Origin of the sequence: Thermotalea metallivorans (assembly GCF_001562415.1) — a bacterium.
In the GTDB taxonomy this organism is placed as follows: Bacteria; Bacillota; Clostridia; order Peptostreptococcales; family Thermotaleaceae; genus Thermotalea; species Thermotalea metallivorans.
On sequence record NZ_LOEE01000034.1, the window covers coordinates 1 to 25,605 of the forward strand.

22 protein-coding genes and 1 riboswitch are annotated in these 25,605 nt (G+C 39.3%); of the genes, 6 read left to right on the top strand and 16 right to left on the bottom strand.

Going from position 1 to position 25,605, the window contains the following annotated elements; all coding sequences use genetic code 11:
* Positions 1-370 precede the first annotated feature (370 nt).
* Entirely contained in the window at positions 371-2,263 is a 1,893-nt protein-coding gene (gene pepF / locus AN619_RS08345; RefSeq protein ID WP_330382057.1) for an oligoendopeptidase F, read from the bottom strand.
* Between the two features lie 180 nt (positions 2,264-2,443).
* Between pepF and AN619_RS08350 the strand changes: the two genes are divergently transcribed.
* From AN619_RS08350 to murI, 3 genes are all read left to right on the top strand, one after another.
* Complete coding sequence (locus tag AN619_RS08350) at positions 2,444-2,782, top strand: hypothetical protein (RefSeq protein WP_068556277.1); 339 nt, start codon at positions 2,444-2,446, stop codon at positions 2,780-2,782.
* Positions 2,783-2,794: 12 nt separating this feature from the next.
* On the top strand, positions 2,795-4,087 hold the full coding sequence (locus AN619_RS08355) for a [Fe-Fe] hydrogenase large subunit C-terminal domain-containing protein (protein WP_068556278.1): 1,293 nt from the start codon (positions 2,795-2,797) through the stop codon (positions 4,085-4,087).
* Between the two features lie 179 nt (positions 4,088-4,266).
* Positions 4,267-5,091: a glutamate racemase gene (murI, locus tag AN619_RS08360; RefSeq protein ID WP_068556279.1), complete on the top strand. Its 825-nt coding sequence runs from the start codon at positions 4,267-4,269 to the stop codon at positions 5,089-5,091.
* A 291-nt stretch (positions 5,092-5,382) separates the two neighbouring features.
* On the opposite strand, the gene AN619_RS08365 is transcribed toward murI, so the two are convergent.
* The 3 genes from AN619_RS08365 to AN619_RS08375 all read right to left on the bottom strand — a co-directional run bounded on the left by AN619_RS08365 (position 5,383) and on the right by AN619_RS08375 (position 7,492).
* Complete coding sequence (locus AN619_RS08365) at positions 5,383-5,814, bottom strand: putative ABC transporter permease (RefSeq protein WP_330382058.1); 432 nt, start codon at positions 5,812-5,814, stop codon at positions 5,383-5,385.
* 92 nt (positions 5,815-5,906) lie between these two features.
* Positions 5,907-6,797, bottom strand: coding sequence for a YitT family protein (locus AN619_RS08370; RefSeq protein ID WP_068556280.1), 891 nt, complete (start codon positions 6,795-6,797; stop codon positions 5,907-5,909).
* 269 nt (positions 6,798-7,066) lie between these two features.
* Positions 7,067-7,492 (bottom strand): universal stress protein, encoded by a 426-nt coding sequence (locus AN619_RS08375; RefSeq protein WP_068556281.1) that lies wholly within the window; start codon positions 7,490-7,492, stop codon positions 7,067-7,069.
* A 256-nt stretch (positions 7,493-7,748) separates the two neighbouring features.
* Between AN619_RS08375 and ytvI the strand changes: the two genes are divergently transcribed.
* Positions 7,749-8,819, top strand: a complete 1,071-nt coding sequence (gene ytvI / locus AN619_RS08380) for a sporulation integral membrane protein YtvI (RefSeq protein WP_068556282.1) — start codon at positions 7,749-7,751, stop codon at positions 8,817-8,819.
* 241 nt (positions 8,820-9,060) lie between these two features.
* On the top strand, positions 9,061-10,998 hold the full coding sequence (locus tag AN619_RS08385) for a type I glutamate--ammonia ligase (protein WP_068556283.1): 1,938 nt from the start codon (positions 9,061-9,063) through the stop codon (positions 10,996-10,998).
* Between the two features lie 62 nt (positions 10,999-11,060).
* Here the strand turns inward: AN619_RS08385 and AN619_RS08390 are convergent, their stop codons facing one another.
* The 3 genes from AN619_RS08390 to AN619_RS08400 form a co-directional block, all read right to left on the bottom strand.
* Positions 11,061-11,549, bottom strand: coding sequence for a hypothetical protein (locus tag AN619_RS08390; protein WP_068556284.1), 489 nt, complete (start codon positions 11,547-11,549; stop codon positions 11,061-11,063).
* A gap of 100 nt (positions 11,550-11,649) precedes the next feature.
* Complete coding sequence (locus AN619_RS08395) at positions 11,650-12,516, bottom strand: hypothetical protein (protein WP_068556285.1); 867 nt, start codon at positions 12,514-12,516, stop codon at positions 11,650-11,652.
* Between the two features lie 162 nt (positions 12,517-12,678).
* On the bottom strand, positions 12,679-13,869 hold the full coding sequence (locus tag AN619_RS08400; RefSeq protein WP_068556286.1) for an ABC transporter substrate-binding protein: 1,191 nt from the start codon (positions 13,867-13,869) through the stop codon (positions 12,679-12,681).
* Between the two features lie 348 nt (positions 13,870-14,217).
* Here AN619_RS08400 and AN619_RS08405 point away from each other — a divergent pair, with 348 nt between their 5' ends.
* Positions 14,218-15,069, top strand: a complete 852-nt coding sequence (locus AN619_RS08405) for a mechanosensitive ion channel family protein (protein WP_068556287.1) — start codon at positions 14,218-14,220, stop codon at positions 15,067-15,069.
* Between the two features lie 139 nt (positions 15,070-15,208).
* Here the strand turns inward: AN619_RS08405 and AN619_RS08410 are convergent, their stop codons facing one another.
* From AN619_RS08410 to AN619_RS08450, 9 genes are all read right to left on the bottom strand, one after another.
* Positions 15,209-16,042, bottom strand: a complete 834-nt coding sequence (locus AN619_RS08410) for an energy-coupling factor ABC transporter ATP-binding protein (RefSeq protein ID WP_068556288.1) — start codon at positions 16,040-16,042, stop codon at positions 15,209-15,211.
* Between the two features lie 36 nt (positions 16,043-16,078).
* Complete coding sequence (gene cbiQ / locus AN619_RS08415; RefSeq protein ID WP_068556289.1) at positions 16,079-16,843, bottom strand: cobalt ECF transporter T component CbiQ; 765 nt, start codon at positions 16,841-16,843, stop codon at positions 16,079-16,081.
* Entirely contained in the window at positions 16,840-17,133 is a 294-nt protein-coding gene (locus AN619_RS08420) for an energy-coupling factor ABC transporter substrate-binding protein (RefSeq protein WP_068556290.1), read from the bottom strand. The genes cbiQ and AN619_RS08420 overlap by 4 nt, the downstream gene beginning before the upstream one ends.
* Positions 17,130-17,879 (bottom strand): energy-coupling factor ABC transporter permease, encoded by a 750-nt coding sequence (locus tag AN619_RS08425; RefSeq protein ID WP_068556291.1) that lies wholly within the window; start codon positions 17,877-17,879, stop codon positions 17,130-17,132. Before AN619_RS08425 ends, AN619_RS08420 begins: the two co-directional genes overlap by 4 nt.
* A 108-nt stretch (positions 17,880-17,987) precedes the next feature.
* Positions 17,988-18,170: riboswitch (cobalamin riboswitch) on the bottom strand.
* 122 nt (positions 18,171-18,292) lie between these two features.
* On the bottom strand, positions 18,293-18,661 hold the full coding sequence (locus tag AN619_RS08430) for a LytR/AlgR family response regulator transcription factor (protein ID WP_068556292.1): 369 nt from the start codon (positions 18,659-18,661) through the stop codon (positions 18,293-18,295).
* A gap of 30 nt (positions 18,662-18,691) precedes the next feature.
* Positions 18,692-20,416, bottom strand: a complete 1,725-nt coding sequence (locus AN619_RS08435) for a phospho-sugar mutase (RefSeq protein WP_068556293.1) — start codon at positions 20,414-20,416, stop codon at positions 18,692-18,694.
* Between the two features lie 174 nt (positions 20,417-20,590).
* A complete protein-coding gene (locus AN619_RS08440) occupies positions 20,591-21,034 on the bottom strand; it encodes a metal-dependent transcriptional regulator (RefSeq protein ID WP_068556294.1) in 444 nt (147 codons plus the stop codon).
* Positions 21,035-21,581: 547 nt separating this feature from the next.
* Positions 21,582-23,930 (bottom strand): glycoside hydrolase family 65 protein, encoded by a 2,349-nt coding sequence (locus AN619_RS08445; protein ID WP_068556295.1) that lies wholly within the window; start codon positions 23,928-23,930, stop codon positions 21,582-21,584.
* A 322-nt stretch (positions 23,931-24,252) separates the two neighbouring features.
* Positions 24,253-25,503 carry a sugar ABC transporter substrate-binding protein gene (locus AN619_RS08450; RefSeq protein ID WP_242867363.1) on the bottom strand — a complete coding sequence of 417 codons (1,251 nt, stop codon included), beginning with the start codon at positions 25,501-25,503 and terminating at the stop codon, positions 24,253-24,255.
* Positions 25,504-25,605 lie beyond the last annotated feature (102 nt).

A 25,605-nucleotide genomic window follows, 5' to 3' on the forward strand; every position in this document is an offset into this window, starting at 1 on the left:
ATTATTGAGCATAGTCACCACCCTGTATTTGTTTTTTGGGATAATTAATATTATACAGGATGATTGTGCTCCAGGCTACCCTAAACCGGTAGCCTATTTTATTTGCCAACTATAATTTTACTCTAAGACATACAACGCGAAAGTTTGATTGATGTCTTTATGAAGATAAGCTTTTTATGCTGCAAATATTTTATTGCCAGTTACCAGTTGTCAGCTACCAGCACTGGTGACTGATGACTGGCAACTGGCGGCGAACTGCTATTCAAAAATATAACCTTATAAAAATAAGTTTATTTTTGATGTTGTAAATCTATAAAGAATGACTCTGATAAGAGCCATAAAAATTTAGGATCTGTCTTTTCTGTTCTTTCTATTGCAAACCTTTTTCCAGTTCATTTAAAAGTTTCTCAAAAACCTCTAAAGCGTCATGCATGGGCGCAGCTGTCGTCATATCTACACCGGCTCCCTTTAACAGTGCTATGGGATAATCGGAGCCGCCCTTTTTCAGAAAACCGATATATCTATCCACCGCCGGCGCACCTTCCTTCAAAATTTGCTGGGACAAGGATATGGCTGCAGAAAAACCGGTGGCATATTTATAAACATAAAAAGCATTATAAAAATGAGGAATTCTCGCCCATTCCATTTTAATTTCATCATCAATCATAACCTCAGGGCCATAGTATTTTCGATTCAGTTCTCCATAAACTTCACAGAGCAGCTCCGGCGTCAGGGGCTCACCCTTTTCCACCTTTTCATGGATAATTTTTTCAAATTCTGCAAACATGGTCTGCCTGTAAAGGGTCGTTCGGAACTGTTCCAAATAATGATTCAGTAGATACATCCGCATATTTTCCTCTTTGATATGATTCAACAGATATTCCATCAACAAAGCTTCATTGACCGTAGAGGCCACTTCAGCCACAAAGATCTTATACCCCGCATAGGGATAGGGCTGATGATGATTTGCATAATAAGTGTGAAGGGAATGGCCCATCTCATGGGCAAGGGTAAAGAGATCATGGATAGAATCTTGATAATTCAGCAGCACAAAGGGAGGACTATCATAGGACCCCCAGGAATAAGCACCACTGGTTTTTCCTTCATTTTCATATACATCAATCCATCCCTCTGTAAATCCTTTTTCCAAGAGGGATACATACTCCTCCCCTAAGGGCGCCAAGCCCAGCTTCACCTTCTGCTTCGCCTCCTGATAAGGGATATGCATCTTTACAGCTTTCACCATGGGCGTATACAAATCATACATATGCAGTTCATCTATGCCCAGAGCCTTTTTCCGCAAGGCCATATATCGATACATGCTGTCCAGATGCCCATGAACTGCTTCGATGAGGTTGTCATAGACAGATAAGGGAATATTATCCCCATCCAACGAGGCTTGCAGGGACGATTCATACTTTCTGACCCGGGCATAAAAAACATCCTTTTTCACGCTGTAGTTCAAAGTAGCCGCTATCGTGTTCTTTTGTTTTTCATAGGAGCTGTACAGCGCCCTGAAGGCGTCCCTTCTCACCCTGCGGTCTTCGCTCTCCAACAACTTTACATATCTACCTTTAGTAACCTCAATTTCCTCCCCCTTTTCATCCCGAATGGTTGGAAATTTGATGTCAGCATTGTTGATCATGCCGAATATATTTTTAGGTGCAGCCGCCAGTTCTCCCACCTGGGCCAGAATCTGTTCTTCTTCCTTGGATAACACATGGGATTTTTGTCTTAAAATCTCTTCCAAATAAAAAGTATAAAGGGTCAGTTTCTCATTTTCCTTTAAAAACCCTTTGATCCTATCCTCAGGAATACTCAATATCTCAGGAACCATAAAAGAAAGTCGGCTATGAACTGCTACACTTAAACTTTGGGCTCTATCGGTCATGGCTTGATACTTGCTGACGGTATTATCCTCGTCTTTCCTCATTTTTGCATAGATAAACACATTCTCCAGCTTCCTGGATATATGGTCACTTAAATTCAAGGCCTCGTATAAGCACTGGGAAGAATTCCCTAATTTTCCCACATATTTTTCGATATCTTCTAACATGCTTTCTATTGCAGAAAAATCTTTTTCCCAGTGTTTATCTGTTTCATAGATTTGCTCTAGCTTCCACTTCCATTGGAAAGGTACCTCTGATCTTTTCGGTATATTTTTTTTATTTCTGTTCATGTTACCCTGTCGTGGTAAAAACCACATCCTCCTTTCTTGATTTCTGCTTTTCATCATGATATTCTTTTCTTTATTATACCCCATTCCTTTCCTGCACAACAAAGAGTTTTATTACAGTCCCTGCTTTTCTAACTATTGTCAATACAAATATCCGTTCTGCATATTTAATTCATCTATGCCCTATAGTATAATGGTAATATGGATATCTGTAAAACTTCATTGTTGAACAGCGATATATCCAAATCATATAACGGAGGTGGCAATTTGAAACTTTCTGAAATTGCTGATATTCTATCGGCTGAAATTCATACCAAAGAAGTAGATCTAAATATAAATATCGAATGTGGCAGAGCTTCGGATTTACTCAGTGACGTACTGCGCAACCCCATGGAAAATTCCGTGTTGCTTACCGGATTGGTCAATGTCCAAGTAATACGGACAGCCGAATTAATGGATATCCGTGCCATTGTATTTGTACGAGATAAGAAACCTTCGGAAGAAATGATTGCCCTTGCCAATGCAAGCAATATCGCATTACTCAGTACAAAATACAGATTATATAGATGTTGTGGCCTTTTATACAGTCATGGTCTTTTAGATTAGGGGGGATTTGCCATGGGTGAATATTTTCATTCTGTGACGCTGCAAGAAGACAAATGCTCAGGATGTACAAATTGCATTAAGCGCTGTCCTACGGAGGCGATTCGCGTAAAGAACGGAAAAGCCAGAATCATCGAAGAACGTTGCATCGACTGCGGTGAATGCATAAGAATCTGCCCCCATCATGCAAAAAACAGTACCGGGGACCCCTTAGACGCTATCCAGAATTTCAAATATAAGGTGGCAATTCCTGCCCCTAGTTTGCTAGGGCAATTTGAAATAGATATTGAGCCGAAAAAGATATTGGCAGCACTAAAAATGGTTGGGTTTGACGACGTCTATGAAGTCTCAAGGGGAGCAGATATTGTGTCCAGCTATACACGGGAGCTCATCAAAAATGCAAAACGACTCCCGCTGATTTCATCCTCTTGCCCGGTAATTGTTCGATTGATTCAAATTCGCTTTCCCAATTTAATCGATTTGATTATGCCCATAGAATCTCCAATGGAAGTGGCAGCTATGATCGCAAGACAAAAATCCATCGAAAAAACAGGACTTGCATCAGAAGAAATCGGCATCTTTTTTATTACCCCGTGCCCTGCAAAAATTACCAGTGTCAAAAATCCCATAGGCATTCAAAAATCCAATGTAGACGGCGTCATTTCCATCAAATCCGTATATCCTTGCATACAAAAGAATCTAAAAAAAGTTGATGAAGATATAGACTTTTATGATTCTGGAAAGGCTATCGGTTGGGCGAGGGCCGGTGGTGAGACCTATTCCCTTGGAATAGAAAATTATCTGTGTGTTGATGGTATTGAAAACGTTATCAAAATACTCGATGAAATTGAAAACGGACATTTGCCCAGTATTGAATTTGTCGAATGTTTAGCCTGTGTCAACGGATGTGTTGGTGGCTCCTTGGCCGTAGAGAATCCTTTTATTGCCAGAAACCGGATTCGAAGACTCTCAGAAAAATATATGAAAGCAAAACAGACCCGCTTGGTAAAATCTATCGAATCCTTCTTGTTAACAGAAAAAATACTTCCGAAAAATGTGCACAAGCTAGATAATAACATTATTGAAGCCATGAAAAAAATGAATCAGATTGATTGTATTTCGAAAATGTTGCCGGCTTTAGACTGCGGTGCATGCGGTTCCCCATCCTGCAGGGCCTTGGCCGAAGACATCGTCCTTGGATATTCCGATTTAGATGACTGTATGATTATCTTTAAAGAAAAATATAAGACTTTGAAAAATGAAACTCCGGAATCAAAGGACGAGCAATCAGCAGATGAAAAAAAATAGGCATATTTTTTCAACACTATGGGGGGCACAATGCTGCCCCTCTTTATAAATATGGGATTTGTGCCATTTTATACATATGATTCATAAATCATTGCCTGTATCCATATAATGGTGTAGTATAATTATGTTGACATTGTCATCACTGCATGTACTTACGCTATTGTTGTGGGGAGGTTCATATGGATAATAGACCTATCGGTATATTTGATTCGGGGGTTGGAGGGCTTACAGCCATACCCCATATTATGCAGGAGCTGCCTAACGAAAGATTAATCTATTTTGGAGATACGGCAAGAACGCCCTATGGTTCCAAAGCCAAATCAACAATTACAAGCTTTACAAAACAAATTGTGGACTTTTTGGTTCATAAAAATGTAAAAATGGTTATCATCGCCTGCAATACCATTACAGCCACATGCTTGGATGAACTGATTGCCCATTATAAGGATATTCCCATTATCGGAATCATCGAGCCTGCAGCTCAGAAAGTAGCTGCCTCCTGTACAGCTCAAAACCGCATCGGAATTATCGGTACAAAGGTTACCATCAATCAGAAAACCTATATCAAATCTATACACCGGTATAATTCAAACTTAAAGCTGTTTGATAAGGCTTGTCCTATCTTTGTACCTCTTATCGAGGAAGGCATTATTGATAATGAAATTATGGAACTATCTGTACGCCATTATTTAGATGATTTTGTGAAGGACAATCATCTGGATACCTTGGTCTTAGGCTGTACCCATTACCCACTCATTCGGCCGGCCATTGAAAAATTGTATCCTCACTTGCGGATTATCGATCCATCCTTTGAGATCATCAGTAGCGTGCAATCTACGTTGATCCAACATAATCTTCTGGCAAACCAGCCAGAGTATGAGAATATCTTCTACGCCAGCGACCTTTCAGAAAACTTTATGAACATGATTGCATCCATCTTTGGAAAAACAGACGTGAAAGTAGATTTTAAAAATTTTGATCTGGATATTTTGGATTGTAAATAATCCATACACCTGCAAAACTTTGCAGGTATCAGTCTGTAGAAAAAGTAACGGGATAAGTAAGAACCCTTGAGATTTAGGCTTCGTCGCGAATCATCAAGCCGCTTTTTTCCTTGTTTTTTTATTTAGAAAATCGGCGCAGGTCTGAGCAGGAAGCCAAATCTCAAGGGTTTGTCTACAAGCTAACACCTGCAAAACTTTGTAGATATCTTTCATTTTTCGCAAACCATCTGCTGGCTATCTATAGAAACATCATCAAGAACATGGTCGTAGGCATGGCTGGCGGCCCATCATTCAAAGAATTCTATCCAGCAACAGATGAATCCTCTCAAAAATCAATCCTGCTACAAGCCATGCCGGTGCATAATCCAAACGAATTAGGCCGTTGACGGCATATTTGACATTTCCATAATCCCAAGGACATATGCCGATAATCTTCTTGATAAACTGACCCGAAGTATATTCAATCAAATAAATCACTGCAACCCATACACCCCCTCGAAACAATACAGGCCAGTCGATCATCATATCATGCAGTTTTTCCAGAAAAACTGCAGAACCATAGATGGGAAACATCCATAGATAGGTATAGCCCTGAAATCTTTTGTCCCCTGAAAGTAAAGAACCCATTCCCGTCCATAAAATTTCGATGCCCCATCCCAAAAATCCGTAAATAACAAACCGAATCAACATATCTATAGTTTTTTCTTCTTTTTCTAAAAACATGCAAATTCCCTGGAATTTTCATGAAATAAAACTTTTATGGAGAATTCACGTCTACATGAAAAAATGCCCTAACTTTGGGCATTCCTTTATTCCTACACATTGTTTTCTTCCAATAAACTTTCGAATCCAACTCCTTTTCCCCAAACCGATATGACAGGCAGTATATTGACAAAGGCATCAGGGTCAATCTGTGCGATAAACATCTTGATCAACATGACTTCCCTCGGTGAACATATGGAAATAATTTTTTCTCTTGTATTGTTGGTATATCCTCCTTTGATTTCATAAGTACTAATTCCTCGGCCAATCGTATAGAGGATATACTCCCCAATTTTATCGGCCTTGTTGCTGATAATTTCGATCTTAACATTTTTAGAGCCAAAACCGAAGAGTATCAAATCGATGGATTTCATCATAATAATCTGGGTTAAAATAGCATACAATGCCACATGGCGATCATAAACAACTCCGGAAACCATAATAATTGCCACATCGATACTCAATAAAATTTGGCTGATACTGATAAAAGGGAATGCTTTATAGTGGATTATTTTTGCAATCGTATCCGTTCCACCCATGGAATAACCCCTCTTTAAGATTAACCCACACCCAGTACCCCCAATGATTCCATAATAAATGGAAGCCAAAAAAGTGTCATTTTCTATAAAATCAATACTGATTGCTTCAAACAAGATGAGAATTAAGGGAAAAATTACAGAAAGCAAAATAATTTTTGCTGCCTCTCGTTTACCCATCAATAACCATGCTCCTATCAAAACAGCAATTGATAACAGATAATATATATAAGTATAGTTGATACCAATAAGCCCATCCAGAAGAATGGAGATCCCCGTGATTCCCCCTGTAATCAGCCCATTGGGCTTTAAAATCGATGTAATAGCAAAAGCTAAGAGAGCACATCCCAAGGCAATATAAAAAACATCAAGAATCAATTTTGAGAAATCTTTTTTCTCTTTCCTCATTTAGCCACCCCTTTTCTCCTAATATATCTTACAACCTGTATTATAAAATAGAATATGCCTAAAATATATATTTTTTTGTTAATTTTTTGTTGAATTACTGTAATATATTTTTAGAAAAACTGGCAAGAACAAAGTCTTCCGTTGGAAGATTTAAAGGAAGACTTTGTTGAAACACATGACAGACATTATGACTTATCTACAAGTTAGGAAAGTACATAATTTCCTATGGGTTATAAAAAAAGGAGGTTTTTTTCCTCCTTTCATAAAAATTATCTTACAATCAAAATGGGTACTTCAGTATGATTTAACACTTTGCTGGATACACTTCCTATAACCACCTTTTGTATCCCTGTTAAACCTTTGCTGCCCATTACCACCAGATCGGGCTTTTCTTCTTCTATCGTCTCAATAATTACCTGGGCGGGATCTCCATACTTAATCATTGGGGATAGGGTACCGCAAAAACCTTTAAAGCTTTCCTCTGCTTTTTGCATAATCTCTTTTGCCTGTTTTTCAAAAATATCCTTTGACTGCTGGAATATATATACACTTTCGTGGAAATAAGTATTTTTGAAATCATTGATCACATTTAGAATAACTACCTCGCTGCAAAAAGCCTCTGCTATTTTTCTGCCTTGCTCCAAACCTTTTTGAGCGTGTTCCGAACCATCCGTCGTAATTAAAATTTTTTTCATACCGCACCTCTCCCTCCATCATTTTTAAAAAATCCGTATAGATCATCAGCTACTTTATTAATACCCTACATATACGTCCTAAACATTTTTTTGCAGAATCCCGTAAAAAGAAAAAAAATATCGCAAGATTTTTCTAGTTTTGAAAAAAGCCTATAAATAGCTTCTAATAGAAATTGTCTGTTGTTGTAATCAATGATAATTTGTCATATAATTAGATATCTAAGTATAGGCATCAATTGGATATAGGAGTGTTGCTATGGATATGGAACTAAAAAAATATTTTCCTTTTTTGGTGCGTCTGTTCATTATCGCACTTACGATACTGGGAATCTATTTTCTATCTACTACTTTCATTTTTTACGTCCTTCCATTTATTCTGGGATGGATTATTGCTTCCATTATAGAACCTACGGTAGATTTGATGAACCACCGATTTAAAATTCCACGGGGCCTGTCTGCCTTCATTGCCACTTTATTTTTTGTGCTTTTTACAGGATTGTTAATTTCTCTTATCGGCGGAATCATTATCGTAGAGCTCACAAAGCTTTCCATTAGCCTTCCGGAGTACTCAAAGAAAATTTATTTTCAAGGACTTCCCTTTTTTGAAAGGGCGCAAAATGTATATTTTACTTTGCCGCCGGATATTGCCCAACAGATTGTCAATGGACTGAACACCCTTTTGCAAAATTTAACAAATTTGCTTGGTATTATTATTTCTTCTTTATTAAGCTTCTTATCTGGCATTCCTAGGGTGCTGATATTTATATTGGTAACCATTATCTCTGCCTTCTTCATCGCAAGGGATAAAAAAATGATTACCCGTTTTATCCGGGCTCAAATCCCCGACCATCTTCTCAACAAAGGGAAAGTGCTAAAACATGATTTGCTTTTTGCCTTAATAGGCTACATCAAAGCTCAACTTATCCTAATGTCTATTACCTTTGTGGAATGCATCATCGGTCTGACCATCATCGGTATAGATTATGCTGTAATCATTGCCCTATTGGCCAGTATTATTGATGCCTTTCCTATCCTCGGTACAGGATCAGTGTTTGTACCGATGATTTTATGGCATTTGATTACGGCTAAATATAAAACGGCTATCTCCCTTGCTGTCTTGTATGGCATTATCATTTTCGTAAGGCAATTATTAGAACCAAAGATACTAGGCACCCAAATTGGCCTCTATCCCCTGGTAACATTAATGTCAATGTATATCGGCTTAAAAATTTTTGGCGTAATCGGTTTGATCATTGGCCCCATCTCCATGATTATTTTCATGGCTTTGCAAAAAATAGATATTCTTCCCAAGTGGAAGCAGCCCTAAAAAAATTTTTCCCCTGCACCCAAACATTTATTGGGTGCTTTTTCTATAAAGTTCGAATTTTGGAATGATAATTTATTCGATTATTATGTATAAAAATTCATATCGTAGAATAAGTTTCTCCTAAATATTATAATAAATTTTATTGTTTGAAAACGTTTTACTTTAGTTTTTGATATTTACAAAATCTTAATATATGCTATAATTATTCAATATAGTCATAAAAAAATAAAGAGGTGATCTGATGTCCAATGAAATTTTATGTTCAGAAAACGACAAACTTATTTTCTTAATTCCTACTTCACAACATAGCCCCAAAGAAGTTACTTCAATTCTAAAAAAGCACCCTGAAATTAAATTTGTTTCCCTCGTAGGTGTTGATTTAGGGGGTAATGATACGGATGAAAAAATACCTGTAGCATTGTTTTTAAAAAATATTGAGGATTTTTTAAATTATGGAGTTCAGACAGACGGCTCCAGTGTTATTCTTCCTGAAATTGCCAGTCTTAACGATGCAAGGGTAGATATCATTCCTGACAGCTCCGTTAACTGGTTTGTAGATTACAATTTTGATAACATAGATGAAATAACAGGACTTCCTGTGGGCACCCTGAGAATTCCATCTTTTTTGATTCACAACGGCACATCCCGGGTAGATTCACGCTCTATTTTAATGAAAGCTGTAGAACATTTCAAAGCTCAACTTCTTTCCCTAATCAAGGAATATCCCTATGCTCTAGAAAGTATTGGTATCTTTTCTGCAGATGAAATTGAGGATATTGTGCTCACCTCTGCCACGGAATTAGAGTTCTGGGTAAAAACACCGGAAGAAAAAGCAGATATAGAAAAGCTTTCCACTTCCCAAGGATTGAAGGAGCAATATTGGAAGAGAACTGTGGGTCCCGTTCGTACAGCCTTAGAAAAGTCTTTAATCCTCCTTGACAAGTATGGATTAGGGGTAGAAATGGGCCATAAAGAAGTAGGCGGCGTTCAGGCAAAACTTACCGGTTCCGGCAACTACAATCATATCATGGAACAATTAGAAATTGACTGGAAATACAGTACTTCCCTCCAAGCTGCCGACAATGAACTTTTAGCACGAAATGTAATCAAGGATACTTTTACCAGCTATGGATTGGAAGTTACATTTATGGCAAAGCCCATTGAAGGGGTTGCAGGGAGTGGTGAGCACACCCATGTAGGTGTTGCTGCAAAACTGAAGGATGGCAGCATAAAAAATCTTTTCTCCCCTGCAGACATGACGAAAGACTATATGAGTCCCATCGGCTGGGGCGCTCTCATGGGATTATTAAAGAATTACGAGGTTGTCAATCCTTTTGTAAGCTCAACTAATGATTCATTAAACCGCCTAAAACCCGGATTCGAGGCCCCTGTGTGCATTGTAGCTTCCATAGGCCATACAGTAGATACGCCATCCAGGAACAGGACAATTCTAACAGGTTTGGTTCGTGATATGTCGAACCCCTTAGCCACTCGGTTTGAAGTAAGATCACCAAATCCAACCTGCAACACATATCTTGTATTAGCAGCCATCTATCAGACAATGCTTGACGGGATTTCAGCCGTACTAAAAGCAGGTAAAAATGCTAAGGAGCTTGAAATAAATTTCTCAAAGGGCCTAGGGGAAGAAAAATTCTATCTGGAAACTGCTCGAGCTTACCGCAGTGAAGATGATGTATTTGAACATTATACAGAAGAAGAAAGAAATGCTTTGTTTGGTAAGCCACCAGCGACAGTATGGGAAAATCTGGTTAATTTCCAACGATATCCTGAGAAGAAGACGGTTCTGCTCCAAGGAAATGTATTTAGCGAAAAAATCATTCATTCTTATAAAGTGGCCATATTGACCCAATGGGCTACGGAATTGACCCAAAGACTGATTCCAGACAATATGGATTTTGTAAGAAGCTGTAAAAAACTTCATGGCAGTGAAAATGTATCCGATTTGGACGTAGTAAACTGGGAAAAAGTCAACCAGTTAAGAAACTATTTAATGAAAGACAGCTTAAGCCAGAAATCTCTCTTTACCCAAATTCGGGAGGCCATTGAAGCTGCCGATTATGATACGGCATCCAAGCTTCAACTGGAGATGAATCAGGCCATGGGAACTTTAAAAAACCTATATGCTATATACAGGAGAAATCTGATCGAATTGTCATAATGCATAAATATACGATACACATCATTAAAAAATCCTTGCCGTCTTACGACGGCAAGGATTTTTTAATGAAGGACCAGATATTTTCTCTTCTCTCCTTCGAAAAAGGATTCTATTTCCTGCTCAAATCCCAAATGATAGGCAATAGTCAGCAAGCAGCGTGTCAAATAACTTCTACTCAATTCCACTTCCCGCGGCCCTTCTTTTACTTCCCATATAATATCTAAGTCCCTGCCCTCTACAATATCCTCGATGGTCAATCTTTCTAGTCTCTTTCGGTCATATTCATGGAATAATTCCCGAATTCCTTCCACATCCTGAGCATCCCTCAAAATTGTATTCCTTTCCCTTTCAGAAGAATGCTGCAAAACATCAATGATAAAATTCAAATCATAATCAATCAGCTCATAGAGATGATTGAATACCATTGCTGGTATCCTGGGATCTTTCTCACTGATTTCTATTAATTTGTCTTTTGCATATTCATCATCTTGCATACAAGCCTCTATAATTTTATGATTCATTTCCTGATCATTATAGCTGTCAAACTTCAAAGTTTTCTCCCCTTCCTTATGCATTTATTTATATTTTCTGAAAGATTGAGAAAACTTATACCTAAAAGTTGTAAAGGATTTTATTCCCCAGAATTTTTATTCATTCTTTTTGATTTTCCATCTTGGATGATAATTTTTTTAATTTATCCTCCATTTGCATTAATAAAAATCCCATTTCTTCTATTCCCGCATGCATTTGGGCTACTGCCGCTATAATCTCATCATGCTGGTCGCCATTTCCCTTTTCTCCGTTTTCTAAAATTTTTTGCGTAATATGTTCTATCCCCTTCTTGATCTCATGAATTCCCATGGTTAATTGTTCTCTATCATGGTTGATTTCCGCTGCCTGACCCAAAATCTGAACCAATCGCTCCATAAGCAGGCCGATGATTTTTTCAATTAAGGCTTGTCTTTCATCTGAAATCTGATTCTTTTCCATATCATTAAATTGGTTGATCAGATCCATGATCTCCTGTATTTGCATATTATCTTTCATTTTAAAATTGGAAGGAATAACGATCGTATAGCGCTTTGAATCACCTTCTGTTTCTTTTTTTCCCTTTTCTATTTTTTTTTCACTTTTTTTCTTGCCGTTGCCGTTTTTAATTAAGCTCATTAAGTCAGTAACCATGGATTTTATATTTTTTACCACTTTGCTCAAACTTGTAAAGATGATTGCTGCCGTAATAAAAAAACCTGTAATGCTGTTTAGCCATATCCCGTGATCAATGGCTTGTCTTTTTTTTTCGAATTCTTCTGCAATGGCCCTTATATCGTCGTGGAATGTTGCCAAATTCCCTTGGTTTTCTATAATGCATTCCGTCAATTTTTGAAAAGCTTCCCGTTCCAGATCAGATATCATTTGATCTTTATAAATGAATAATATCAAGAAAATGAGTAAGAAAGCGATCAATCCGATGAATAAAACCACTGATATTTCTTTCATATCCCTTTTTTCCCGAATCATACCTTTTCTCCACCTTCTGCTTCCGGTTTTCTTCTCTGCAGTACATCATATTAGCATTTCAGTGGATAGGTTCATAAAATTCTGCATAAAAAATAGGAGAATCCTTTCTAATAAAGAATTCTCCTATTGTCTCTTCTGTCCTGTCAAAAACCTGAGCAATAATTATTTGATAGGTTCTACGGTATCAAGATATGTGAATTTTCCGTCTTTTACTACTTTGATTACGGCACTCTTCACGGCATCTCCGTTTTCATCCAAAGTAATCACACCCGCTGCTCCCATATAATCCTTTGTCTGTGCCAAGGCATCTCGAATGGCCACAGGGTCAGCAGATCCTGCCCTTTCGATAGCATCTAATATTACAAGATATGCGTCAAATCCCAAGGCAGTTACAGATGCCGGCTCCTTGTTGTATTTTTCTCTGTATGCCTTTAAGAATTCCTCAGATTTCTTTGTGATAGGTACTTCCGATGTAAAGAACGTGGAGAATACGACCCCTTCCACAGCTTCTTTGCCAATGTCAATAAACTCCGGTGTTTCCCAAGTGTCTCCACCAAGGATTGGAATATTGATGCCCAATTCTCTGGCTTGTTTGATCAACAAGGCGGATTCCGTAAAGTTCCCCGGAGCAAAGATAACATCAGGATTTAAAGTTTTGATATTTGTCAGTTGGGCTGTGAAATCCTGGTCGCCGGTATTATAGCTTGCACTGCCTACAATAGCATTTTCATCGCCTGTCAATTTCTTAAACGCATCTGTAAAGAATTTTGCAAGACCAACAGAATAATCCGATGATACTTCTTGGATAATTGCTGCTTTCTTTGCGCCTAATTTGTTAATCGCATAGTTGGCCATTACCGTACCTTGGAATGGATCTATAAAGCAAACCCTGAAATAGTAATCATTATTTAATGTCACCAGCGGATTTGTACAGGAAGCGCCTACAGCCGGAATTTTTGCATTTTTCACTGCGTCACCGGCAGCCATTGATAAAGAACTTCCCCAGCTTCCGATAATGGCAGACACCTTTTCCTTATCTATCAATCTGGATGCAGCATTGGCAGCTTCCACTTTATCCGATTTGTTGTCTACGACGACAAGTTGCACTTTTTTGCCTAAAACCTCAGGATATAATTCATTGGCCAATTGAATACCTTCCAACTCAATGGCTCCTCCTGCTGCATTGGCACCAGTGAGGGGTTCAAAAACACCTATTTTTATAACATCTTCACTTTTTTCAGACCCGTCCCCTGTTGTCGATTGCTGTGCAGGCTTGGCACATCCAGTAAACACCAAAGCAGCAACAAGCATCAACACCAAAGCAAAACTCATTTTTTTACCTAATTTTTTCATTTTTTTTCCCCCTTTAATATATTTGCACCCTTCAAAAATAAAAATATTTTGCTATCTCCTCCCTTTATTAATTTTTTTTCATAGAATTGTTACAATTTTTAAACATTTGTTTTATTTTAGTATTTTAGCACAGCAGAACATAACATTGCAATATCTCCGATCCTATATGCCAATAATTTTATATATAAATTCATTTATATGATTGATTGTCTATGGGTAGCTATTGCATTCCTTAAAGAATTTTGCTATCTCCATAGCAACGGTTTTGCCGGATTAGAATACAGATTGAAAGAAATGCAAAAAATACTCAATATCTTGATAAAGATACATTGGCAGGGGGTGAATCGATTGGGTTCAGATCTTATAAAGAACATACTGACGGAAATCAATATCAAGCCCTTCATTATCTCTTTTATCATTTTAATGATTGCCTTTGCCCTGATTCGATTTGTCATGTTCCTCACGGATAAACTCATCCAGATTACAAACTTTAACGAACAGCGGGAAAAGACCATCAAGAGCCTGATCGACTCCCTATTTGCCTACTTTATTTTGACTTTGGCAGTTTTAAATATCCTCAGTGAATTTGGCCTCATCAAAAAATCGACGTTTTTGACGGGAGCAGGAATTATTACATTAATTGCCGGACTCGGTGCCCAAAGTTTTATTCGAGATATTATCAATGGTTTTTTTATTCTGTTCGAGCGTCAGATGAAGGTAGGTGACTTTGTCAGCATCAATGAACAGTTTTTAGGAACTGTAGAAGAAATCGGCCTTCGCTCTACGGCCATTCGGGAATGGTCGATGAAAAAAATATACATCCCCAATGGAGAAATTAAAACATTGAAAAATTACTACAAGGAAATGGCCCGAGTCATATTAGAAATCATCGTTCCTTTCGAAGAAGATCACCCATTGGTCTTAGAAGCTTTAGAGGAAATCTGTCGATACATGAATGATCGATATGACGATAAACTCTACAAAATTGGCACGGTAAATTATTCGGAATTCAGTGTTTATGGCGTCATGTCTATTGACGGGAGATACGGTGGCGCCAAATATATCATCACTGGAGTCGTCAACCCCACTTCCCAGTGGATTGTCAGAAACCGAGCCTATGAACACATCCTAAAAGTATTTCAGGAAAAAAATATTCGCCTTGCCTATCCCAGGGTTTACTGGCACGACGATAAAAAATAACAAAGTCTTCCGTTGGGAAGACATAAAGGAAGACTTTATTATTTTTTACTTAGAAAAGCGGCACAGGTCTGAGCAGGAAGCCAAATCGCAAGAGTTTGTCTACAATCTACAGCAAGACAATGATGTCTTGCCGTCACTTTTATTTTGTCATCAATTGAAATAAGGCTTCCTTTGTCTTAGGCACTTCCTCCTTTGACAAATAGGGTTTCCTTTTGATAATCTCTTCGTAGGCCGCTATCATCCAAGGTTTTTCTAAATCTGCTCTTTTTAAAACCTCATCATCCCTAAATATATCTTGCGGTATTCCCTCTGCAATCACTGCTCCCTCTTTCATGACGAAAACATAGTCAGCCCATGGATATACCTTATCCATATCATGGGTTGACAGTACAATGGTCTTTCCTTCTTTGTTCAAAACATCAAAAAAAGCCATCAACTCGCTGCTGGTTTTAGGATCTACAAAGGCCGTAGGCTCATCTAGAAAAATAACCTTTGGATCCATAGCCAAAATATCTGCAATGGAAACCCTTTTTTTTTGCCCTCCGCTTAAAAAATGAATGGGTTTCTTTTTCAAATGGGCAATCCCTGTCTTTGCTAAAGCATCTTCTACTCTTTTTCTCACTTCCTCCTTGGGCAAGCCCAGATTCATAGGCCCAAAGGAAACTTCTTGAAATACGCTGGCTGAAAATAGCTGGGCATTGGCATCCTGAAAAACAATACCGATGTTTCTTTTCAGCGCAAGGATATCTTTTTTGTTGTAGATCATTTCTTTTCCTTCAAAGTATACCTTCCCACCCGTAGGCTTATAGACACCGTTCAGGTTCAAGAACAACGTAGTCTTTCCAGCACCATTGGCTCCTACAATGGCAATTTTTTTTCCTTTTTGGATGGATATCGTTAGTTTTCTTAAAGCATAGGTCCCGTCAGGATAAACAAATTCCAAATCCTTAGTTTCAATAATATACTCCGTCATCAAAATATCTCCTTTATCCCGTCCTTGCACCGAATGTCATTGTAGAGCAAGAATCATGAAAATTCCTTGAGCAAGCACAATCAAAGCCATATTCTTCATAGATAAATAATAATTTTCCTCCAATACATCCAATCTCCCCGTATACCCTCTAGCCGTTAGGGCCGTAAATAATTCTTGAGCACGGCAAAAAGCTTTTACAAATAGATTGGAAGCCAGTTGTCCTAGGGAAGTATAGCTTCTTTTGATAGAACTATAACCCAGACGGCAGTCCTGGGAAATATAAATCATCGATGCTGTCTCCATTAATACAAAAATAAACCGGTAAATCATCATCGCCAACTCAACCAAAACCGTTGGCATTCTCAACTTTCTCAAAACCCACATCATATCTGTCATAGGCGTTGTGAAAGCAAGAAAATATAAACATGTTACGGAAGCATAGGCCCGTAAAAATACCAATACAGCCTGATCTAACCCTTGCTGGCTAATTCCAATCTTCCAATGTCCCATTGCAAATCCATAAAGAAACAAAGTGGAATTCTTTGTAATGGTCAGGGCAACGCCCCCCACGCCTGTAATAAGGAAAACCAAGGGCAACAACAAATATTGAACGTAGGTTTTGCCAGGAATCCCCGCCACAGCGATCACCAAGAATGTCATCAAAGCAATGGCTCCAAAATGAACAAGGGGAGATGTATTCCATAGACATATCAAAAGCATACCACCCGATAATAGACATTTTTCCATTGGATGTACGGACTTTAGTCGATTGATATAGGCATACTGATCCATGGATATCATAAATTCGTCACCTTTGCATGATTTTTCTTTCCTCTGCTGTATCCCATATAATACCCGATAATTCCTGCCCCCAACCCTGCCTGGAGGGCAAAGAGCAAACTTTCAATTTCTCCGCTGGGGGGTTCCCAAATAGAACTGAACCACGGCTGATAATCAGGCCGGATTTGTGTAATCATTTCTTCTGCCGCACCATCTGCCCCTCCATACTCAGCCTTCGGGTTCATAATCAGAGGGGCAATACTGATCATCACTGCCAAAAATAAGAGAATCATATTCTTCTTTATAGTCATGATTTTGCCTCCCTTGCCAATGCTAGTTCCTCTAATTCCCTTCCGTTATATACCGTAAGAATATTATATATAACCACCGTCAGCAAGCCTTCGCTGATGGCCAAGGGAATTTGGGTTACTGCAAAAATTCCCAGAAATTTTGCCACTGCCGCCAATGCTCCCGATTCTGTAGGAAATGCCAAGCCAAGCTGCACCGAAGTTACAATATATGTAATCAGATCTCCAAAAGCGGCCGCAAGAAATACACTGACGCCTTTGGAGGCACCGATTTTTTTTAAGCCTCGAAAAATGATATAGGATGCAAAGGGTCCTGCAATTCCCATGGAAAAAACATTGGCTCCTAAAGTTGAAATCCCTCCGTGGGCTAATAAGACTGCCTGAAATAAGAGTACAATCACTCCTAAAATGCTGGTAACCGCAGGACCAAAAAGAATGGCTCCCAGTCCTACCCCTGTAGGGTGCGAACAACTCCCTGTAACCGATGGCAACTTCAAGGATGATAATACAAAAGCAAAAGCACCGCATAACCCAAGGATCATTTTCATATTTGGATGATCAGCGGTTAATTTTTGAATTCTTCTTACTCCCAGAAACAATACAGGAATAGATAAGGCAAACCAGATGGCTGCCCATAGAGGCGGTAAAAATCCTTCCATGATATGCATGGCATAAACTTCTTTCTGACTGATCAGCACAGCAAAAAAAGTAAATGCTGCCGTATAGAAAATGTATCTTTTTCCTTTCATTCCATTTTCTCTCCTTCCCAACAAAAAATCCTAGCCCAAGGGCTAGGTTCATCAATGTCCATGTTTTGCCTTTCTACACACATCGATCCTCCTTCCCTCCGAAGGCAACAATAGATGCAAATATAGGCAGGTTTCCTGGCTTGCGCTTCATACCCTACTCCCTCGTCTTCCCTGTTTCCAAGTGACATCATGAGGTTTCGTACTCGCTTACAGTAGCGGGGGCTGCACCGGACTTTCACCGGATTTCCCTATTATCCTTTGAATAAAGGCACCTATATTTTTTCTTATTAAATGATTTCTTCACTATTATACCAAATCCTATGATTTTATACTACTATCTTGCATATTTCGCCCTTTGCAACGTTTATTCCTTCATCTTCCCTTTATATTGCACTGTTTTTTATGCTTATTGGCTAGAAAACTTCGATCAGCTCATATAATCTTTTTTCATTCTGCTTTGTAATTTGCGCCCTTGCATTGGTATGTTCCATAACAACATAAGTTTCCAAATCTGTTGCAACAATTTTTTTAATCATCATCAGATTGATAATAAAAGATTGATGGGATCTAAAAAAATGGCGATTATCCAATTTTTTCTCAACATGATTCAAGCTGGCAGGGATGCTGAAAATCCCTTCCGTCGTATGCATATCTGTCTTTCTGCCGTTTTTCACAAACATGATAATATTTTTCTTCGGAAGGAATAACCTTTCATTCCCGTGCTTCACGCAGATCTTTCCATGAATCAGTATTTTGGAGCTACGCTCTTCCAAGTTTCTCATCCCCTATATCTCCAAGTTGTACGCCTTCTCCTAGTCAACTTTTTCCAACTGGGCCATAATCATTTTCTCAAAATCCTCTATTTTTTCCCATGCCTCATCTTTGGTGGCGGCTTTGCTGTAAATATAAATTTTGATTTTCGGCTCCGTTCCCGAAGGTCGAACTGCATACCAGGATCCATCATCAAACAAATATTTCAGCACATCGGAAACAGGCGTATCAAGGGCATCCTCTTTCTGATCCATTAAATCAAAGGCAATACCCCTTTCATAATCCAAATACCGAATCAGTTTACGTCCCTGTATTTCCACGGGGTAATTTTTCCTGTATTCTCTCATCATCCTTTCTATTCTCTTTTGTCCTTCAATACCCTCTAGTGTAAGAGAAATCAGTTTTTCGGCATAATACCCATGGACCCGGTAAATCTCGTCAAGGACGTCTAACAGCGTCTTTCCCTGGGAACGATAGTAGGCCGCCGCTTCACAAAGAAGCATGGAAGAAATAACACCATCCTTATCCCGCACAAAGCTTCCTGCCACGTAGCCGATACTTTCCTCATAACCAAAGATAAATTGGCATCCTCCTTCCCTTTCCAGTTCATTTACCTTGCCGCAAATATTTTTAAAACCCGTCAGCGTTTCATAGGTTTCAACACCATAGGATCGGGCAATGGCTTTCCCCAAATCCCCCGTCACAATGGATTTCACGATATAGCCGTTCTCTGGCAGCATTCCCTTCTCCTTCATGGAAGACAACATATACTCTATCAACAGAGCTCCCGTCTGATTTCCATTAAGGGGAATAAAATCCCCGTCCCTTCCTTTCACCATACAGGCAACCCGGTCGCAATCAGGATCTGTGGCAAGAAGCATCTCCGCTCCCACTGCCTTCCCTAATCTTTCGGCATAGGCAAATGCCTTCGTATCTTCGGGATTTGGATAACCCACCGTTGTAAAATCTGGGTCCGGGTTTTCCTGCTCCGGTACCACCGTCACCTGGGTAAAACCTCTCTCCTTCAACACCCTTCTTACAGGAATATTTCCCGTTCCGTTCAAAGGTGTATACACAATCTTGATGTTTTTATCGATATCATCCCTTAGGGCCAATCCCTTTACTTTTTCCATGTATTCATCATCGATTTCTTTACCGATCATTCTCAATAAACCTTGATGAACTGCAGTTTGTTCCTCTGCTGTTTTTATAGCAGAAAAATCTTTTATTTTTTCAATGTTCTTTTCAATAGCCGAAGCAATATCAGAAAGAATTTGGGATCCTTCTTCCCAATAAACCTTATATCCATTATATTCTTTTGGATTATGGCTGGCTGTTATCACGATCCCTGCCGCCGTATGCAACCTTCTTACAGCAAAAGAAAGCTCCGGTGTAGGTCTTAGGTCTTCAAACAGATAGGCTTTGATGCCATTGCCCGCCAGTACAAGGGCAGCCTGTTTTGCAAATTCCCTTGAAAAATGTCTGGAATCATAGGCAATCGCTACCCCTCGCTCCATATACTCCCTTCCTTTTTCCACGATATAATCTGCCAGCCCTTGGGTAGCCTGGGCAATAATATACTTATTCATACGGTTGGTCCCTGCGCCGATTTTCCCTCGAAGCCCCGCCGTACCAAACTCTAAGCACCTATAAAAACGATCTTTGATTTCCTCCTCATCATCTCGAATAGCCATTAACTCTTTCTTTGTTTCCTCACCAAAATATTCGTTGCTCAACCATTCTTCATATCGCTTTTTATAATCCATATTTCTACACTCCTTGTCCAAAATATTTCCTGAAATAGTCTCTATATATATTATATATTAGATGCCACCTCTGTACTTCCCTGCTTTTCCTCTTTTAAAATATATCCTATTTTCCTTTCATGATTCTATAGCTCCCTTGTAAATCAACAACACGGCCTTCACCGTGTTGTTGATTTATGGGCGAATCTCTTCACTCCAATGATGTTCATCCTCTAGGTCGCTGAATTTCAAAAATCTTTCCATAACATCCTCTTCTTTTCTCATAAACGTGACCAGCTTTTCAATGGCTGATATGGTAGGGGAACTGAGATAATGCTCCATGGCTTCCGCTTCTTTGGCTGTATCGCAATTACTGTTGATAACAAACAAAAATTCCTGCAAAATGCTGTTCCGCTTCACCAGCAGCTTTCCCAGTCTTTCTCCCTGCTCTGTCAAATGAATTCCCTCATATCTTCTATAATGAATATATTTATCCTTGCTCAATTTTCTCAAAGCTTTCACCACCGATGGCGAAGATACGTTTAATTTTTCCGCAATATCCCGTACTCTAATCTCTTTTTTTTGTAGGGACAGTTGATAGATTTCCTCTAAATAATCTTCCAGGCTTGGCGACAGCATAATCTCCCCCCTCCAATCATGCATAAAAATTCCTATCCCTACAGTATATGAAAAAATATTTCTTTTCTTTACACTTCCAATGTCATAGATAAAATGGAGCTATCGATTGATTTCTACAGAGAGGGACTTTCTTTTATTTTTCGCCAGTCTCTGCTTCTATTAAATACTTTTCGAGCTCCCTGTAAAACTCCCTATCTATACCAATCAGTTTTTGTATCTTTTTATTTATCATTATTGCCGGAATCCTTATCAGGGTCTATCAAATAATATTCAAGATGTATGAAATAACCTTTTCTACTTAATATTTTATTTGTATATCAAAGCAAAGAAAAGTTCCCCCCCCAATTCATATCCACCTAAATTATAGATTTAGATGGAATTTTCTTGGAGGGATTGGATAAACATTTTTTCTTGCCCCCTTGCTATGCCATGGTTCTTTTTCATAGAAACGGCAGCGGAAAGGCATTTCGTTTAAAATAGTTATTTCAATTGTACACGATGAAATGGATAAATTATCGTGTTATCCGCCGAAACTGCAAAGGTTGCGTTATAGGCATTCATAAAATACCGCCCGATCCCTCAGCAGAAACCGATTTTCTTTATGCCAGATCCACAATTCTTCCCCTTCTAACAGTTCATAAATTGTTTCTTTTCTACTTATTGTAACTTTCACCCTTCGCCCCCGGTAGGCAATTTTAAAGCTGTAGGCTTCCCAACTGGGATGTATGTAGGGATGAAATCTTATGACATCATCATGGACTCTCATGCCGGCAAAGCCATTTACAATGCACATCCAGCTTCCTGCCATGTTGGCCGTATGAATGCCATGTTTGGTATTGCCCTTATAGTCATCCAAATCCATTCTTGCCGTCTCTAAAAAATATGCATAGGCCTTTTCATAATACCCTATGTCACAGGCCATGATGCTGAATATGCAAGTTGACAGGGATGAATCATGGGTCGTGATTTTTTCGTAATAATCATAATCCCTTTTCTTTTGGTCATGGGAAAATTTATGACTTAAAAGAAATTGCGCCAATATCAAATCTGCCTGCTTGCAGACCTGGTGCCGATAGATGACCAGCGGGTGATAGTAAAGCAGCAGAGGATACTTTTCTTTCGGTGTATTTTCAAAATCCCAGACTTTTTTTTCCAAGAAGCTGTCATCCTGGGGATGGATTTTCCGCTTTTCATGATAGGGAATATACATATGATCGGCAGCCTGCTTCCAAAACAAAATCTCTTCCTCTGTTAAATCGATCTTCCCGGCGATTGTTTCAAAAGCATCTTTATATTTTTCCTGCATTTCCACAGCTGTATGATAGGCATAATACAGATTCTCCCTCGCCATAAGGTTGGTATAACAGTTATTATTGACAATGGCCGTATATTCATCGGGACCGGTTACACCATTGATGCAAAACTTATTTCCTTTTTCCTCAAGGAAAGCCCCCAGATCTGCCCAAATCCTTGCCGTCTCAAACAGAATTTCTGCCCCCTGTTCTATGAGAAAATCCTCATCCTTTGTGGCTTCCATATATCTCTTTATGGCAAAGGCAATGTCTGCATTGATATGGTACTGGGCGGTACCTGCAGGATAATAGGCAGAACATTCTTCTCCGTTAATTGTTCTCCATGGAAATAAGGCCCCTTTTTGGTGAGACATTTCCCTCGCCCTCTCCCTTGCTTTATCTAGGGTATTGTACCTGTACTCCAGCAATTTTCTGCTGATTTTCGGCTCACAGTATAGGAAGAAGGGAATGACATACATTTCCGTATCCCAGAAATAATGACCCTCATAGCCTTCCCCCGTTAATCCCTTTGCTGCAATATTGGTCTTCCCGTCCTTTCCCACAGATTGAAGAAGATGAAAAATATTAAATCGAATGCCCTGCTGCAATAGTGGATCTCCTTTTATCTCAATATCAGCTCTTTCCCAAAATTTTTCCAGATACCGTTGCTGCCCTTGCTTCAGTCTTTCAAAACCTTCCTCTTTGCCCTTTCTTACAATATTTTCAGCAGTTGTTGCTAACTTTTCTTGTTCATAGTCTCTGGAAGTTCCATAGGCAATATATTTGTTCAGACGGATTTCTCTGCCGGCTTTTCCTCTGATGACATATGCCATCCCTACTTCCAAAACGCCATGGATCTCTTCTGTAGTATAACTGCAATCGGTCTTTAGATCATTCTCCATGGCACAAACCAGAGAAAATCCTGAATTTTTTGTTCTTTGCAGCAAAAATGCAAAATCTTTTTCTACTTTCTTTTCTTCTACCGGCAGGCCATATCTTTTCCATTCTCCTCCTATCCTAGGATCCTTTTCCCTCGGAAAAGCCTCTGCGTACCCGCTATCCAGCAAGGAAATAATTTTTATCTCTCCTTCAAAATTCAATGGCGTCACCCTATAGTCTATAGCGGCCAAATGCTTATTAGTCAAGGAAACAAGCCGTTCAACTTCAACCTTTACCTCTCTTCCCTTCGGTGAGCGCCAGATCAGAAATCTTTTGAAGATGCCCTCCTTCAAGTGAAGGGAGCGCCGATGGGATAAAATTTCTCCACGGCACATGTCCAAGGGTTCATCTTCCAAGATAAGCTTGATTCTCTTTCCATTAACCACATTCATCATGGTCTGCCCTTGTTCCGGATAGCCATAGGCAATTTCCCCATAGGAAATAGGCCAGCTTTCATAAAAGCCATTGATATAGGTTCCCTCTGCACTGGTCCCCGGGGGTCCGCTGTACCCTTCTTCAAAATTTCCCCTCATCCCTATATATCCGTTTCCTACGGAGAATATGGTTTCGCTTCTGTAGTTATTCACAATATCAAAGAATTCTTCAACAACTTCCCATTCCCTTACAGCATATATGGGTGTATTTCTTTCTGCATGGAATTTCATCTTTCTCCTCCTCCCTCAAATTGTATAACCCATATTCCATAAGAAATATGGGTTAGCTTGCAGACAACCCTTGAGATTTGCCTTCCTGCTCAGACCTGCACCACTTTTCTCTCCAGCCACCGGCTGCCAGTTAACAGTTAGCGGTTAGCCGTTAAAAGCTATTAACAACTATAAGCTGTTAACTATAAGCTATTAGCTATTGCCATCAGCAATTAGCTAGCAACCATTAGCTAGTAGACAGTAGCCATTGGTCATTGGCGATGAAGCCGAAATCTCAAGGGTTTATGAACATTCTACTGCTTTGTTTTCCGTCTGCAGTATTTTATTTTTTCTTTGCTTCTTCCAATATGCTATGGTACTTATCCAGGGTTTCCTTTACTTCCTTGCCATCAATGGTAATTGCCTTATATGCTTCGTTTAATGCTTTATCCACATCTGCCCAATAGGTTACGTTCGGCCTTGGTTCAGCACTTTCCAGGGCCTTGGACACTGCATCAAAATAGGGTTTTTGCCAATCTTCCACCTTCCCGTTGGCATCGGATCTGGAGGAAGGCCAGCCAAGTTTTGAAACCAGCGTTTCCTGAACTTCTTTGGATAACAAATATTCTATAAATTTTATAGCCATTTCTTTGTTCGGAGCGCCCACCGGTATGCCCAATACATCTCCCCCCAATACCTTTGACTTTTTCACAGGTCCTGAAAATCCTTCATGGGACTTCATTTCTGTCTTGCCTGCATCCTTTACGATTACATTGACTGCAAAAGGCCAGTTGGCGCCATAATAACCCGATTCGTTTGCCAAATATTGATTGATAAAATTCCAGTCACTTTTTGAAGAATCCGGCGACAGATAGGGATATAGTTCTTTTAAGAAAGTAAAGGCTTTGATAGACCCCTCATCATTCAATACCAAGGGATCTCCCCCTGCCTGGCGGATAAATTCAAACAACTGGACTGTCGTATTGCCATCCAAGGTTCCTTTCAGCAAGATACGACCAACCCCTTCCTTTTCTTTGAAGGTTTTTGCCACCTGAAGCAATTCGTCCCAGGTGGTGGGTGGCTTTAGACCATATTGCTGAAATTTTTTCTCATTATAGAAGTTAATCTCCACATTGGGTCTGAAGGGCATGAAGTAAAGCTTGCCATCAAACTCCCCAACAGGTACCAGGGAAGGGATAATTTCCTTTGGAATCATATCCCTGTATTCCGACAAATCTTCTACAAGTCCTTTATCCACCAGATTGGCTAACTGCATATTGTCTTGGGCAATCAAATCAATTTCCATTTTGCCGGCTTTTTTCATGGACTCTAGTTTTGCTGCCATGTCTCCGGACTCGATTTGGACTGCTTCAATCTTTACATTATTTTGTTTTTCAAAGGCAGGAAATATATCCTCCCGCATCACTGCCCATTCCTCTTCCCCTAAGGACATGCTCACCTTCAATAACGATGAACCAGCTCCCCCTGTTCCTGTGGTGGATGCAGGCCTTTGGGAACCGCATCCTGCCAAGGCTCCCATGATCATTAGCAGGCAAAGAGCCACAGCCAATCCCTTTTTCCACTTTCTCATCATATTTTCTTTTCCCCCCTAAAAAATATTTTATTTATCTGAATTTCCGGACCCAGACACCTCTGCTATTTCTTCCTGCATCTGCAATCCGAAAAATTCTGCCTA